This window comes from Bacteroides sp. 90-K9/2, from assembly GCF_047310725.1.
In the GTDB taxonomy this organism is placed as follows: Bacteria; Bacteroidota; Bacteroidia; order Bacteroidales; family Bacteroidaceae; genus Bacteroides; species Bacteroides vicugnae.
The window spans coordinates 196,637-213,564 of record NZ_JBCGVL010000001.1 but is presented as its reverse complement, the minus strand read 5'-3'; the positions used below and the strand labels follow the sequence as shown (position 1 = coordinate 213,564).

Genomic DNA, 16,928 nt, shown 5'->3' with positions numbered 1-16,928 from the left:
TGATTAGGGAATAAAATATATAACACCTTTATTATTTATCAATAAGTAATTGTTCAAAATTAAACAGCATTATGCATATGATTGCAGTGTCTTGTCTCTACAATTCATCACCACCAATAATATTTATTATCTTTCACCTTTCTTCCGGACTCCCGATAAACAGGACGTTTACGGGTGAAAGGCGATTCTTTCACCTTACTTGGAAATGAAATATGCTCATAGATTATTTTTTATTGGGATGTTTTTTTTAAACATTGGGATGATTGTAAAAAACATCACAGTGTTTTTTACAATTAACGCAATGATTTTAGAAAGTACTGTTACAACATTCTTTCGATATGAATGTAACGATGAAGAGTCCCCCTTCACCCATAAACGGCCTAGTCACCGGGTGTTCAGAAAAAAGGTGAAAGGGATAGAAAAAAACATATATGTAGGAAAATCAAATATTGTTTTACCAATTCTCCAAAGCATAGCTTTAGCCTACCTAAAGCATAGCTTTTCGTTCCCTAAAGCTATGCTTCAAGTAAGTAAAATGTAGAACAGATACTTATAGACTTTATAAACATTATCATCATGCAAATGGCATATTTATAAAATTTGACGTAAAACTGTCTAATTGATATATAACATAATTTTCCTGTAATTAAAAATGAATATGAAAAGTCCATTTATCTCTTCTGTTTTTTCACAAATTATTGTATTGAAAAACTAGAGAAAATAAAGAATGTACATACAATTTGCATGCACTATTCTAATTTAAATATTAAAGTCGGTAAGCAATTGAGCATTTCTTATTCTTTCTTCTTTCTCAAAATAGGCTAGATAGTTTTCTGTGACAGCTAAATTGGAGTGCCCCAAACTTTCTGAAATATAAGAAGTCTTAGCACCTGCACGTTTTAGAACTGTTGCAAATGAATGCCTAGCGGTGTAGGTTGTTAATTGAGAAATCCCTGTATTTTGAGCTATCTTTTTGAGTCTTCTATTGCATTTAGTAACAATACGCCTCACTAGCCTAACTCTTTCAAACGCATTTTCTGTTCCGTCAGCGTATTTAAAGATATATGTTTGTGGATTAATTCTAGGATTCCCCCATTTATGAATGATATTCCACATTTCCGGAGTTATTATTGCATGTATTTCTTTACTATGTTTAGCTGTCCTCGAAGTTTTAGAACGTACAAAGCATATCTCTCCATCTACAATATTTGAATACTGAAGAAATAGTAAATCCATGAAATTGATACCATTGCATAAATAAGAAAATACCCATAGATCTCGAAACTCTTCTATATCTTTTGTTCCATCTTGATAGGACATTACTTTTTTTACATCAGCAAGAGTGAGTGCTAATTTACGTCCACAGCCTTCAGGAATCTCATATTTATTTTTTCCAAAAGGGAATGATGATTCTTTTAATATGCCATCTTGTATAGCACGATTTAGTATGCACTTTAAAGCTCTGAAATAAATACTAATGCTTGAATAGCTCTTACCTTTTGAAAGCCAGAAACGCTCACATCGTTTGAGCCAATCTACTGTAATTCTTTCTAAAGGAATATATGTTCCGCCAAAACTCTCTAAACTTTTTAGTGCACTCTGATAACTTAGATAAGTACTTGCCTGCTCATTGTCTTTTAGTTCTTTCATTTTCAGATTAAAAGCACTATGCAGGTTCATATCTTTCATTTGTCTTCCTAACCTAATACTTAAAGTCTCAATATTAAATTCACCCTTTTGTATTAGTTCATTAATGTGCTGTTTTACATTAGAAAAACTACTTTCTATATCACTTCGTATCTCTGTCAATAACCTGCTTTTCGCTTTTAGCAGTCGGTTCCAATCTTCTTTTGAAAGTTCCTTTCCTGTTGAGTAATACTTTTGTTTTCTTCTGAATACCACTTGAACTTTAATAGGAAACAACCCGCTCTTTTTCACTCTTCTGGTATCTAATATGGTTAATACAGAGACTCCATCTCTTGAATATTTGAACATAAAAATGAATGTTTATATCTATACATTAACTGAAATATACATGATTTGTATGCAAAATGTATGCAAATATAATAAATCAGCCTGATTTCAATAAGTGTATAAGATTCTATTTATCAAATATTTGAGTATTTATTTTTCAATTAGGAATTTGCTTCTATTATATTTTTTCAAAAAAAATCTTATCTTCGTTTAGTAAGGTTACAACATAGAATGTATTACTATTGAATAAGCGCTTATGGAATTTATTTTAAGTGTAACCTTTAAATTTATTAATTATGAGAAACAGAGATACATGAAACCTTTGTGTGAAAACGGTAATTTTAGTTACCGCCACTAATTAAACTCTCTAAAAACTATTTCTAATTAAAAAGAATAAGATGAAAGAAATTATAAAACACAAGTTCTCATACTTGTTATTCTTCCTTTTGTTGGCTTCGTGTTTTGCTTCAGTTTATGGGCAAGAACGAACGATCACTCTTAATCTATCAAAAGTACCCTTAAATACTGCTTTGAAAGAAGTTGAGAGACAAACCTCAATGTCAGTAGTCTATAACACAAATGATGTCGATATAAATCGCATCGTATCCATCAAGGTAACAAAAGAATCTCTGAATAATGTAATGAATCAGTTGTTCAGAGGAGTTAATGTCAGTTTTTCAATAGTAGATAATCATATTGTACTTTCTGCAAAGAGTAATAAAGAAGATCAGCAGAAAAAAACTCCAATTATGGCGAGTGGTACTGTTACCGATTCAAAAGGAGAACCATTGATCGGAGTTAGTATTCTGGTAAAAGGAACTTCAAATGGTACTATCACTGATATGGATGGAAATTTCAAAATACAGGCTGCCAAAGGTGATGTACTTGAAGTATCCTATATCGGTTATGCCTCCCAAGCAATCACGCTTGCCAATGCTCAACCTCTGAAAGTAACTTTAGGAGAAGATACGCAAGTATTGGATGAAGTTGTTGTTACTGCATTGGGTATCAAGCGCTCGGAGAAAGCTTTGACGTATAATGTACAACAGGTGAAAGGGGATGAACTTACAACTGTAAAAAGTACAAACTTTATGGGAGCACTGGCTGGTAAGGCAGCGGGAGTGCAGATTAATTCTAGTGCTTCAGGTCCTGGTGGTGGTGTAAAGGTGGTAATGCGAGGCGCTAAATCTATCACGCAAAACAATAATGCACTCTATGTGATTGATGGTATTCCAATGTACAATCGCGCTTCTTCTGGTGGTGATGGAGCGATGGCAACGCAACCGGGCAGTGAATCAATAGCTGACATTAATCCGGATGATATTGAAAGTATGTCATTGCTGACAGGACCTTCTGCAGCTGCGTTATATGGATATGAAGGGGCTAATGGAGTTGTTTTAATTACTACTAAGAAAGGGCGTGCTGACAAGACAACTGTGACTTATAGTAATAATACTACATTCAGCGATCCTATGATGATGCCAAAGTTTCAGAATACTTATGGTAATATGACGGGGGAAGTGATGAGCTGGGGATTGGAAACGGATAAGAGATACGATCCTGCAAAGTTCTTTAACACAGGAAGTAATGTATCTAATACACTTTCTCTTTCCACTGGCAATGATAAGAGTCAAAGTTATATCTCTGTAGCTACAACTAATGCAGCAGGCATTATGCCTAATAATGACTACGATAGATATAATTTCTCATTTCGTAATACTACCAATTTTCTGAATAATAAGTTTATTTTGGATACAAGTGCCAACTATATTATTCAAAACGATAAGAATATGGTATCTCAAGGACAGTATTTCAACCCGCTTACTTCTTTGTATTTGTTTCCACGTGGTGAAGACTTTTCTGATGTAACTGTATATGAACGTTATGATGATTTATCGGGGGTAAATACACAGTATTGGCCATATGGTGATTTAGGAGGTGTTTCATCTCAGAATCCTTATTGGATTATGAATCGCATGAACCGTGAGAATGATAGAAGACGTTATAAGTTGGCTGCCAGCCTACAATATAACATCATTGATGGGTTAAATGTGCAAGGACGTGTGAGCATTGATAATACCGAAAGTAAATATACAGAAAAATTCCACGCTGGTACAGTTGGTAACTTTGCTGGTTCGAAAGGGCGATATAAAGAAGAAAACCGTCTGGACAGACAAGTTTATGCGGATGTATTGGCGAATTTCAACAAAACATTCAATGAGTTTAATGTAACAGCCAATTTGGGTGCTTCTATTAAAGATCTCCGTATGGAATTGACTTCTTTACATGGAGACTTGAATAATGTGACTAACCATTTTACTATCGAAAATCTGACACGCAGCGGTTATTATAAAGTAAATGCTGATGGTTTAAAGCGTCAGACTCAATCAGTTTTTGCCAATGCGGAAATTGGATGGAGAAGTTTTCTCTACTTAAGTCTTACCGGACGTGCTGACTGGGATTCTTCTCTAGCTCTTTCAGAAAGAGGAAATAAACCATTCTTCTATCCTTCTATTGGTATTTCAAGTATTTTGAGTGAAGTTATTGATTTGCCCGAATGGTTTTCATTCTTGAAAGCGCGTTTCTCTTTCACTTCTGTGGGTAATGCCTATGATCCATATTTAACAAAGGTGCGTTATACGTATGACGACCAACTAGATCAATACAAAGCAGAATCCCTGTATCCGAACTCTGATTTGAAACCTGAAATTACCAAATCTTATGAGGCGGGATTGAATATGCGTTTCTTCAAAAATACATTGAATTTTGATATTACCTATTACAACTCTGATACGCGTAACCAAACGTTTGCTGCACCTCTTCCGGCAAGTTCTGGTTATACAGCTGTCAACATCCAGGCAGGTAGTGTACAGAATCAGGGTATAGAGATGGCTTTGGGATACAAAAATGAATGGCGTGATTTTGGTTGGTCCAGTAATTTTACTTTTACTTATAATAAAAATAAAATCAAAAGGCTGGCAGATGGTGTAACTAACAGAATAACAGGTGAACCGATTGAAATGCCTTATGTAGACAAAGCTAGATTAGGAGGATCAACTTCACCGGTAGTACGTCTGACAGAGGGTGGTTCTATGGGAGACTTGTATATCAACCGTGACTTCAAACGCGATAATAATGGTTATATTTATTTGGATGCCAAGACTGGTTTGCCGAGTATGGTGGAGACTGAATATCGGAAAATTGGTTCATTGCTTCCAAAAGTTAATTTAGGATGGAGAAATTCATTTACTTATAAAGGTATACGTCTGAATGTATTGTTAAGTGGACGTTTTGGTGGTTTGGTTGTGTCTAATACACAAGCGTTTCTTGACCGTTGTGGCGTTTCCGAATATAGCGCGCAACTTCGTCAGGCTGGAGGTGTAATGATCAACAACAGAAATGTGTCTGCTAAAGATTATTTGGGTATAGTAGCGGCTGGTACTGGTGAAGGTGACCATTATGTGTACGAAGCAACCAATATCCGTTTGCAGGAGGTTAGTCTTGAATATACACTTCCTAAAAAATGGTTATATAACATTGCTGATGTGACATTAGGTTTAATTGGAAACAACCTCGCTATGATATATTGCAAGGCACCGTTCGATCCTGAATTGGTTGCGTCATCTACCAGCACTTTCTATACTGGTGTGGATTATTTCATGCAGCCTAGCTTGAGAAACATGGGATTTAGTATAAAAGTACAATTCTAATAAAGCAACGAATAATGAAAAAAATCAAGATAATCAAGACTGTAAGCGTGGCAGCTTTTACTACTACTCTGCTATTCGCTTCGTGTACGGGAAACTTTGATGAATTAAATACACATCCAACGGACGTGTATCCAGAGGATATGACTCCGACAGAGCGGGTAGGTACGTTGTTTGTGTCTATGACTCGTTTATTGAATGCCTGCCAGGAAAATAACAGTCAGCACACCGAACAAATGGTGGGACAGTATGGCGGGTATTTCGCGACAACTGCTCCTTGGAATGGCACTAATTTCGGAACATTCAATCCTAGTGCCGACTGGGTAGATGTTCCTTACAAAGATATGTTTACGGAATTTTATCCAAATTTCCAGACAATAAAAGAATCTACCGGGGGTACCGGGTATATTTATGCGTGGGCATCTATTCTTCGGGTAGGCGTTATGCTTCGTGTTGCCGATATTTATGGTCCTATTCCTTATTCAGAAATGGGAAAAGGAGAATTTCAGGTGGCATACGATGATTTGAAAACACTCTATCATAATATGTTTGATGATTTGACACGTAGTATTAATGTGCTTTCGGCTTTTGTTCAAGAAAATGAAGGAAAAGAAGTGCCTGTTGCCGAATATGATATCATATATAATGGTGATTTTAGCAAATGGATCAAATATGCTAATTCTTTGAAACTTCGCATGGCTGTGCGTATTGCCTCTAATACTGAAGATACGGAATATGCTAAACAAATGATGGCGGAAGCGATTAACGGGGGAGTAATAGAATCTAATGAGGATAATGCCTTTTTCCCCTCTATGCCATATAATCCGTTCTGGATCGCTTCTGATTGGGGTGACTTAGCTATCAATGCGACACTTTCCGCATACATGAATGGATATAATGATCCGCGTATTAGCAAATATATGAATACCTCGACTTCATATAGAGAGTATCGTGGTGTACGTATGGGCATTAAAGATACAAGTAAAAGTGTTGAAGGTAGTGCCGCAAGGTATTCCAAACCAGCTGTTACAGAAGCTTCTCCTATGCCGGTTTTCTATGCGGCAGAAACATATTTCTTGAAAGCGGAAGCAGCTTTACAGGGATGGATTGCAGGTGGAGCAGCAGCGGCTAAGAGTTACTATGAACAGGGCATTCAGGTTTCAATGAATCAACATGGTGTAGAGATTGGTGATTACCTTTCAAGCACAGTTGTTCCTCAAGGGTATACAGATCGATGGAATTCTCAAAACAATATTTCATTTACTGATGTACCTACTGTTGCGTGGGAAAACGGAAGTAATAAGCTCCAGAAGATTATTACTCAAAAATGGATTGCCAACTATCCATTGGGAATTGAAGCTTGGTGTGATTATCGTCGTACCGGCTATCCTGAGCTGTTCACTGCACGTGACAATCTAAGCTCTGTTGGCTATATAGGTGACATTGATAGTAAACGTATGGTTCGCCGTTTGCCATATCCTACAACAGAAAAATCCAGTAATTCTGCTAATGTATCGGCAGCTATTGCAACGATGTTAGGTGGTCCGGACACTGGAGCTACGGATTTGTGGTGGGCAAAAAAGAACTAATTTTTAACCTGATAAAATATAGAATATGAATATAAAGCATATAAAGAATGCATTAGGATTTGCATTTGCCGCAACATTCTTCGTTGGATGTACGGATGTGGAATCTATTAATGATGTTGATTTGAATCAAACCGTCAAGACTGATGAATATTTTGCTGCTTTGCGTAAATGGAAAGAGACACCGGGCCTTCCACAAGTGTTTGTATGGTTCGACAATTGGACGGGAACTTCTCCTACCGGTGAAAATAGCTTGAGAGGTTTGCCTGATTCCGTCACCATTGCTTCCAACTGGGGGGGACATCCGAAATTTGAATTGACTCCGGAACGAAAGGCTGATATGGAATATGTGCAAAAAGTGAAAGGTACAAAGGTGGTCGTTACTTTATTTTCTCAAAACATTGGCGATGACCTTCCGGATAAAGAAATTTATCACGAAGCCGGAACTAGCAGTGATCCGGAAAAAGTAAGACCTGCAATTAAAGCCTATGCCGAAGATCTTTACAGAGCTTGTCTCGAATGTGGATATGATGGCTATGATTGGGACTATGAACCGGGTGGTGGAATGGGAGTAGGTCCGCTTTGGTCAAATAAAGTACAGAGAACCATCTTTGTAGAGGAACTCTCTTATTGGTTTGGACATGGTGCTATGGATCCTAATCGCGATCGTGGAGACCGTCCTATGCCAGAGAAACGTCTCCTTTTCTTAATTGACGGTGAGGTCGGAATCCGAACCGGTATGGATAAAGAATGGCTTTCATATTATGTAGACTATTTTGTATTGCAGGCTTATGGTGGAATGGCAGATTACAGAATGACGGGAGTGTTACGTGATATGGATGATTGGATACAGCAAGGGATTATCACTCCGGATGAAATTGTCCGCAGAACCATAGCAACCGAAAATTTTGAATCCTATGCCAATTCTGGAGGAGGATTCCTCGGTATGTCAAATTACGTATATAAAAGTACTTATACTGTTAATGGAAAACCTTATGAGATAGATCAATTGATTGGCGGATGTGGTCTTTATAGGGTAGGATTTGACTATGCACAGGGTAAGGGTGATTATGATGGCTCACCGGAATATTACTTCTTACGCCAGGGAATTACGAATATATACAGAAATTTCTATGATCGCATGAATGCGGTTAGTGAGGAATAATGATTAAATGAATTTTATAAGAATGAAAATTATGAAATATATCTATTTATCAAGTCTTATGATTGTATTGTCAGCATTCTTTCTTACAGGATGTGAGAATGCAGAATACAAGGTACAGGCAAATAGTCTTTACATAACAGATGCAGCTGGTACAGACATTGCCACTACTGTTACTATGGATGACGGTGCAGACATTAACGTTGTCGTGCGTTTGGCCCAAAAAGTTGAGGAAGACGTAGAAGTGGAAATTCAGTTCTCTCCTGAATTATTGGCCGAGTACAATGAAACCAGCGGTACAGAATATGAAGTGTTGCCCGAAAATATGCTTCCGAAGAATGCTACAGTGACGATTCCGGCAGGTGAAATTAGTGCCAGTTATCGACTTCATGTAGATGATTTTGTGACTAATGGTATCACTTATGCCATTCCTCTCACATTAGGAAATGTTCTAAAAGGTGATATTCCAAAATCAAAAGTTCAGAGTAGATTCATTTATGTATTGGCAAAACCTTTGAATGTTTCTGTTCCAGTATTACGTGGTAATGCCGGAAATGTAACAACATTGCCTGAAACAGATTGGGGTATTACGGTGGATGCATGGACATTGGAAGCTTGGGTACGTATGGATGGTTATAGTATAAATAACCAAGCTATTTTCACATCCGGCAGTAATGATCATGAAATTTATATCCGTTTTGGGGATGCCAATAGACCATACAATTATCTACAGATAAAGTCCTTGGGAGGACAGAAACAAACAGCTAGTGATTTGGAGGCAAATACTTGGTATCATTGGGCTTTCGTTTATAATGGAACAACACTTACTATTTATAGAAATGGAAAACAAGATACATTCTTTGATCCTCCTGCACCAAAAGGTGGAAACGTTCGTTTTGATTTTATGAAAATAGTTGATAGTGGTAGCTATTTCCGTAATAATTGTGCTATGAGCCAGGTTCGTCTGTGGAAAGTAGCGCGTACAGAATCGGAGATCGTGAACAATATGTATTTTGAGGTAAATCCTAAGAATCCGAATTTGATAGCTCTTTGGCCAATGGATGAAGGAGATGGCACTTCCTTTAGAGATGCAACAGGCAACGGACATGATGCAACTTCTAATGGTGCTCTTCAAAAGTGGGAACATAATATCAGATTTGATAAATAGAATGTACTAGGTAAATAATTTATATAAAAGAGAAGGATGTGTCCAGTTTAGGGCATATCCTTTTTTTTATATGTTAAAGTATTCATAAATTATTAGAACTTTATTCTTCTGAACTGTATTTATAATAAATACTCGTATAAACTTAATTTCTAACAAACATGAAACATTGGTTATTATCTGTTTTGCTGATGGTATGTAGTACTGTTTCAGCACAAATAACACTAGTAAAAGATGGCAAGAGTAATGCTCGTATTATTGTGCAGGACAAAATGCCAAATAGTAAGACATCAGCGGAGCTCTTACAACATTTTCTCTATCATATTTCGAAAAGCAGGCTTCCTATTGAATATGATAAAACGTCTCGAAAAGGAGATATACTGATTGGCGGTCAAACTCCTCAAACAGTGACGGAAGATGGTTTCTCTATTTCTACTCAAAATGGTATTTTAAGGATATCAGGAAAAGAAAAAGGAGTTGTATATGGAGTTGTCACTTTGTTGGAACAATATCTGGGAGTCGATTATTGGGGAGAGAATGAATATTCTTTTACTCCTCAAAAGACGGTGACCTTGCCCTTGATTAATAAAGTCGAAAACCCGGCCTTTCGTTATCGTCAGACACAATGTTATGCTATCCGTACAGATTCTATTTATAAGTGGTGGAATCGTTTAGAGGAACCAAATGAAGTATTTGCTGCCGGTTATTGGGTACATACATTTGACAAGCTTCTGCCTTCATCTGTTTATGGGAAAGAACATCCGGAGTATTATTCTTATTTTAAAGGAAAACGTCATCCGGGAAAAGCCAGTCAGTGGTGTTTGAGTAATCCGGAAGTTTTTGAGATTGTAGCTCAACGTGTTGACTCTATTTTCAAAGCTAATCCCGATAAACATATCATGTCCGTTAGTCAGAATGATGGTAATTATACGAATTGCACCTGTGATGATTGTAAGGCAATTGATGATTATGAAGGGGCACTATCGGGAAGTGTGATTACTTTTCTGAATAAGTTGGCAGCTCGTTTTCCGGATAAGGAGTTTTCTACATTGGCTTATCTGTATACGATGAATCCACCGAAGCATGTGAAGCCTTTGCCGAATGTGAATATTATGTTGTGTGATATTGACTGCGACCGTGAGGTAACCTTGACAGAGAATGCTTCGGGAAAGGAATTTGTGAAAGCTATGGAGGGATGGTCTAAAATAACCAATAATATTTTCGTATGGGATTATGGTATTAATTTTGATAATTATCTGGCCCCTTTTCCTAACTTCCATATTTTACAGGATAATATCCGTCTTTTCAAGAAGAATCATGCCACTATGCATTTCTCTCAAATAGCGGGGAGCAGGGGAGGAGATTTTGCCGAACTTCGTGCCTATTTAGTATCGAAGTTAATGTGGAATCCCGAAGCTAATGTAGATTCTTTGATGCAACATTTCCTACATGGATATTATGGTGAAGCTGCGCCACATCTTTATCAATACATAAAGGTTATGGAAGGTGCATTAATAGGTAGCGGACAGAGATTATGGATTTATGATTCTCCTGTATCACATAAATATGGCATGTTGAAGCCTGCTTTGATGCGTCGTTATAATCATTTATTTGATTTGGCCGAAAAGGCTGTCGCAACAGAGCCGGATTTCTTGAAGCGAGTTCAACGGGCGCGTCTGCCAATTCAGTATTCAGAACTGGAGATCGCACGGACAGAGACTGAAAAAGACCTGGCAGATATAAATAAGAAGTTGGATCTTTTTGAGGAACGTGTGAAAGAGTTTCAAGTCCCGACCTTGAATGAGCGTTCCAATTCACCGATAGACTACTGTAAATTGTATCGGGAACGTTACATGCCACAAAAGGAGAATAGTCTGGCTTTGGGAGCAAAGGTTACTTATATAACTCCCCCTACCGGAAAATATGCAGCGTTAGGAAAGACTGCATTGGTTGACGGTTTGTTTGGTGGAGCAACCTTTGTTGATAGTTGGATTGGTTGGGAAGGAACGGATGGTGCATTTGTTATAGATTTAGGTGAAACGAAAGAAATACATAGTGTGGAAACGGATTTTCTTCATCAAATAGGGGCATGGATTCTTTTCCCTTTAAAGGTGGTTTATTCGTATACTGATGACGGTGAGCATTATACACATTGGAAAACGATTGATTTGCCGGAAGAGCGTACGGGGGAGGTGAAATTCCGTGGAGTCAAGGCAGAGTCAGTTGAACCGGTAAAAGCTCGTTATGTAAAAGTAGAAGTTACCGGGACGAAAGAATGCCCGACTTGGCATTACGGTGTAGGACATCCTTCGTGGTTCTTTATAGACGAAGTGATAATAAAATAAAAAAAGTAGGGGGGAGACGTTAGTAGTTTCCCCCTTTTAGTTGTATTATATATAGATGGGTTAGAAAAATGGATTTTTTCATCTATATACTATGATTTATGCAACAGAATAAAACTGCTTCTCAACGAAACACTATTAGCCCGGCTTGCTGGGTGCCTACCGCTTATTTTGCAATGGGACTTCCCTTTATTGCTATTAATTTGGTTTCCGTTTTCATGTTTAAGGATCTGGGAATTTCGGATACGCAAATTGCATTCTGGACTTCTCTAATTATGATGCCTTGGACATTGAAGTTCTTGTGGAGCCCTTTTCTTGAAATGTATAAAACGAAAAAATTCTTCGTATTAATTACAGAATTGTTGAGCGGTGTACTGTTTGGAGTAGTAGCCTTTTCTTTGTTCTTCGATTATTTTTTCGCTATAAGTATCTCTACGATGGCAGTGATAGCTTTTAGTGGAGCCACACACGATATTGCTTGTGATGGTGTATATATGGCTGAATTGAACAAAGAAGATCAGGCAAAATATATCGGAGTGCAAGGTGCTTTTTATAATGTAGCCAAATTGGTCGCTAATGGAGGATTGGTTGCTATGGCAGGAGCATTGGCAGAACATTTTGGAGCGATAGAAGGTGCTTCAATAGATGCTAATAAAGGGGCATATTCATCTGCATGGATGATTATTTTCGGCGTGATTGCTGCAATAATGGTACTGATCGGTATTTATCATATCAGAATCTTGCCTTCTACACAAGTGCCCGTAACAACTAAAAAGACGACTTCGGAAATAAAAAAAGAATTGATAGCAGTAATAGGGAATTTCTTTACTAAGAAACATATTTTCTATTACATCGCTTTTATTATCTTGTATCGACTGGCAGAAGGATTTATCATGAAAATAGCTCCGCTGTTTTTGCGTGCTTCAAGAGATGTAGGTGGTTTAGGATTGTCATTAACCGAGATCGGTACGCTGAATGGTATCTTTGGTTCTGCAGCTTTCGTTCTAGGTTCATTGTTGGCAGGAATTTATGTCTCTAAGTTCGGACTGAAAAAGACACTATTCACTCTCTGTTGTATTTTTAATCTTCCGTTCGTAGCCTATACTTTTTTGGCAGTTGCACAGCCTACTAATGTATATCTAATCGGAACTTGTATAACAATGGAATATTTTGGTTATGGTTTTGGCTTTGTCGGACTGACGTTGTTTATGATGCAACAGATTGCTCCAGGAAAACATCAAATGTCGCATTATGCATTTGCTTCAGGGATCATGAACCTGGGAGTGATGCTTCCGGGAATGGTGAGCGGTTATCTTAGCGACTTGCTTGGGTATCGAAATTTCTTTATTTATGTATTAATTGCAACTATTCCAGCTTTCCTGATTACTTATTTCATCCCTTTCACGTATGATGATTCAAAAAAATAATAATATAAAAAATAACGATTATGAATAAAATTCAAATTCCTTGGGAAGATCGTCCTGTCGGATGTACGGACGTTATGTGGCGTTACTCACAAAATCCGGTTATCGGACGTTATCATATTCCTTCATCTAATAGTATATTCAATAGTGCTGTTGTTCCTTTTGAGGATGGTTTTGCCGGTGTATTCCGTTGTGATAACAAAGCGGTGCAAATGAATATCTTCACAGGTTTCAGTAAGGATGGTATTCATTGGGATATCAATCATGAACCTATCCAGTTTAAGGCTGGTAATACAGAAATGATTGAGTCGGAATATAAATATGATCCCCGTGTTACATGGATTGAAGATCGCTATTGGGTGACTTGGTGCAATGGTTATCATGGTCCTACAATTGGTATTGCATACACTTTTGACTTTAAGGAATTTTTCCAATGTGAGAATGCATTCCTGCCCTTCAACCGTAATGGCGTACTTTTCCCACAGAAAATTGATGGCAAGTATGCTATGTTGAGTCGCCCGAGTGACAATGGACATACTCCGTTCGGTGATATATATATCAGTTATAGCCCGGATATGAAATATTGGGGTGAACATCGCTGTGTAATGAAAGTGACTCCTTTCCCGGAAAGTGCTTGGCAGTGTACGAAGATTGGTGCAGGATCAGTGCCTTTCCTCACTGACGAAGGCTGGTTGCTGTTTTATCATGGCGTTATTACTACCTGCAACGGTTTCCGTTATGCTATGGGAGCTGCTATACTAGATAAAGATCATCCGGAAAAAGTCCTTTACCGTACACGTGAATACCTGATTGGTCCGGCTGCTCCTTATGAACTTCAAGGTGATGTTCCCAATGTGGTATTCCCTTGTGCTGCTTTGCAGGATGGTGAACGTGTGGCTGTTTATTATGGTGCAGCAGATACGGTGGTAGGTATGGCTTTCGGATATATAAAAGAGATTATCGATTTTACTAAACGAACGAGTATCATTTAATTAAGATATGAAACGTATTATATTAACTTACACACTTGCTTTTTCCCTTCTTTCCGCTTATGCGGGGGAAGGGGGAAGCCCTCCCCTAAAAAATACGGATAAAAGTCTTTTGATAGATTATGTAGATCCTTTTATCGGAACTACTAATTTCGGGACTACCAATCCCGGAGCGATTTGTCCGAATGGTATGATGTCTGTGGTTCCTTTCAATGTGATGGGATCTTCTGAAAATACCTATGATAAAGACGCCCGGTGGTGGTCTACGCCTTATGAATATACAAACTGTTTCTTTACCGGATATGCTCATGTGAATTTGAGTGGAGTCGGTTGTCCGGAATTAGGTTCTTTATTGCTGATGCCTACTACCGGAGAATTGAATGTGGATTATAAAGAATATGGTAGTAAGTATAAGGATGAACAGGCTTCACCGGGTTATTATTCTAATTATCTGACTAAATATAATGTAAAAACGGAAGTCTCGGCTACTCCGCGTACCGGCATTGCCCGTTTTACTTTTCCAAAAGGAAAAAGTCATATATTGTTGAATTTAGGTGAAGGATTAACGAATGAGAGTGGTGCCATGCTTCGTCGTGTAAGCGATTGTGAGGTGGAAGGAGTCAAATTGCTTGGTACATTCTGTTATAACCCTCAAGCTGTATTTCCTATTTACTTTGTATTACGAGTTAAAAAGAGCCCTTCTGCAACAGGGTATTGGAAGAAACAACGTGCGATGACGGGTGTTGAGGCTGAATGGGATCCGGATCAGGGAAAATATAAACTTTATACTCGCTACGGAAAAGAAATAGCAGGAGATGACATCGGTACTTATTTCTCCTTCGACACAGAAGAAGGTGAACAGGTAGAAGTACAAATGGGAGTTTCTTTTGTAAGTATAGAAAATGCCCGGTTGAATCTGAATCGTGAACAGGCTGGAAAGAATTTCGAGCAGATTCATGCTGAAGCACGCTCCAAATGGAATGATGACTTATCACGTATAACTGTAGAAGGTGGTACGGATGCTCAAAAGACTGTATTTTATACAGCACTTTACCATTTGCTGATTCATCCTAATATTTTGCAGGATGTAAACGGAGAATATCCGGCAATGGAAAGTGATAAGATTCTGACAACAAAAGGAGATCGCTATACTGTCTTTTCTCTTTGGGATACTTACCGCAATGTTCATCAATTGTTGACTTTGGTTTATCCGGAACGTCAGATGGAAATGGTACGTACAATGCTTGATATGTATCGTGAACATGGATGGTTGCCTAAGTGGGAGTTATATGGCAGGGAAACATTGACAATGGAAGGTGACCCGAGTATTCCGGTGATTGTAGATACCTGGATGAAAGGTTTGCGTGATTTTGATGTTGATCTGGCTTATGAAGCAATGTACAAGTCTGCTACGTTACCGGGAGCGGAAAACTTGATGCGTCCCGATAATGATGATTATATGTCCAAGGGATATGTGCCCCTTCGCGAACAGTATGACAATTCTGTATCTCATGCATTGGAATATTATATTGCCGATTTTGCACTATCCCGTTTTGCAGAGGCTTTAGGCAAAAAGAAAGATGCAGAGATGTTCTACAAGCGTTCTTTAGGATATAAACATTATTATAGCAAAGAATTTGGTACTTTCCGTCCGATTCTTCCTGATGGAACATTTTACAGTCCGTTCAATCCGAGACAAGGAGAGAACTTTGAACCGAATCCCGGTTTCCATGAAGGTAATTCCTGGAATTATACATTCTATGTGCCACATGATGTGTATGGTCTGGCAAAACTAATGGGTGGGAAGAAACCTTTTATTGATAAGCTACAAATGGTTTTTGACGAAGGGCTTTATGACCCGGCAAATGAACCGGATATTGCTTATGCCCATTTATTCTCATACTTTAAAGGTGAAGAATGGCGTACACAGAAAGAGACGCAACGTTTAATAGACAAGTACTTTACTACCAAACCTGATGGTATCCCGGGAAACGATGATACGGGAACGATGTCTTCTTGGGCTATTTTCAATATGATTGGTTTTTATCCTGATTGTCCCGGACTGCCTGAATACACATTGACGACTCCGGTTTTTAATAAGGTAACGATTCGGTTAGATCCGAAATGGTATAAAGAGAAAGAGCTAATTATTGAAGCTAATCGCACTCAACCAGGAACTTTATATATTGATAAGGTACTGCTGAATGGCAAAAAGTTCAATAAATATCATATCACACATGATGAACTTGTTCACGGCAAATATTTAAAATTTGAATTGAAATAACACACAGTGTTTCATAGGTATCGTTTTTGGGTTGACAGGGCTGTCGGACTTTTATGGTCCGGCAGCCTATTTTTTTTACATTTACTTTTATTATTACTTCTCGGAAAATAGCGACGCCATATGCTCGGGATAGTGACGGTATCCGGCTATGATAGCGTCACTATTTCTTCCGGATACCGTCATTATCTTATTTTCATTAGGCCACATTCTGCCACATTTATAGTTATTCTCTGTTTTATAGGTGATTACAAAAATCTCTTTCATACGTCTACTATGTAAATTGTAGGCAATAAGA

Annotated in this window: 10 protein-coding genes; 8 read left to right on the top strand and 2 right to left on the bottom strand. The window is 37.9% G+C overall.

Annotated elements, in window-relative coordinates; all coding sequences use genetic code 11:
• Positions 1 to 759 precede the first annotated feature (759 nt).
• Complete coding sequence (locus tag AAHJ11_RS00665) at positions 760 to 1,995, bottom strand: phage integrase SAM-like domain-containing protein (protein WP_413578906.1); 1,236 nt, start codon at positions 1,993 to 1,995, stop codon at positions 760 to 762.
• Positions 1,996 to 2,372: 377 nt separating this feature from the next.
• Between AAHJ11_RS00665 and AAHJ11_RS00660 the strand changes: the two genes are divergently transcribed.
• The 8 genes from AAHJ11_RS00660 to AAHJ11_RS00625 all read left to right on the top strand — a co-directional run bounded on the left by AAHJ11_RS00660 (position 2,373) and on the right by AAHJ11_RS00625 (position 16,633).
• Complete coding sequence (locus tag AAHJ11_RS00660; protein ID WP_234132219.1) at positions 2,373 to 5,684, top strand: TonB-dependent receptor; 3,312 nt, start codon at positions 2,373 to 2,375, stop codon at positions 5,682 to 5,684.
• A gap of 14 nt (positions 5,685 to 5,698) precedes the next feature.
• Positions 5,699 to 7,270: a SusD/RagB family nutrient-binding outer membrane lipoprotein gene (locus AAHJ11_RS00655; protein WP_148366789.1), complete on the top strand. Its 1,572-nt coding sequence runs from the start codon at positions 5,699 to 5,701 to the stop codon at positions 7,268 to 7,270.
• 25 nt (positions 7,271 to 7,295) lie between these two features.
• Positions 7,296 to 8,432: a glycoside hydrolase family 18 gene (locus AAHJ11_RS00650; RefSeq protein ID WP_148366788.1), complete on the top strand. Its 1,137-nt coding sequence runs from the start codon at positions 7,296 to 7,298 to the stop codon at positions 8,430 to 8,432.
• A gap of 31 nt (positions 8,433 to 8,463) precedes the next feature.
• Positions 8,464 to 9,597, top strand: coding sequence for a DUF1735 and LamG domain-containing protein (locus AAHJ11_RS00645; RefSeq protein ID WP_148366787.1), 1,134 nt, complete (start codon positions 8,464 to 8,466; stop codon positions 9,595 to 9,597).
• Positions 9,598 to 9,755: 158 nt separating this feature from the next.
• Complete coding sequence (locus tag AAHJ11_RS00640; protein ID WP_413578903.1) at positions 9,756 to 11,939, top strand: DUF4838 domain-containing protein; 2,184 nt, start codon at positions 9,756 to 9,758, stop codon at positions 11,937 to 11,939.
• Between the two features lie 98 nt (positions 11,940 to 12,037).
• Positions 12,038 to 13,363, top strand: a complete 1,326-nt coding sequence (locus AAHJ11_RS00635) for an MFS transporter (protein ID WP_195650371.1) — start codon at positions 12,038 to 12,040, stop codon at positions 13,361 to 13,363.
• A gap of 20 nt (positions 13,364 to 13,383) precedes the next feature.
• Positions 13,384 to 14,352 (top strand): 1,4-beta-mannosyl-N-acetylglucosamine phosphorylase, encoded by a 969-nt coding sequence (locus AAHJ11_RS00630; RefSeq protein ID WP_117933585.1) that lies wholly within the window; start codon positions 13,384 to 13,386, stop codon positions 14,350 to 14,352.
• Positions 14,353 to 14,359: 7 nt separating this feature from the next.
• Positions 14,360 to 16,633 (top strand): GH92 family glycosyl hydrolase, encoded by a 2,274-nt coding sequence (locus AAHJ11_RS00625; protein WP_148366784.1) that lies wholly within the window; start codon positions 14,360 to 14,362, stop codon positions 16,631 to 16,633.
• A gap of 93 nt (positions 16,634 to 16,726) precedes the next feature.
• On the opposite strand, the gene AAHJ11_RS00620 is transcribed toward AAHJ11_RS00625, so the two are convergent.
• Positions 16,727 to 16,897: a hypothetical protein gene (locus AAHJ11_RS00620; protein WP_165860938.1), complete on the bottom strand. Its 171-nt coding sequence runs from the start codon at positions 16,895 to 16,897 to the stop codon at positions 16,727 to 16,729.
• Positions 16,898 to 16,928 lie beyond the last annotated feature (31 nt).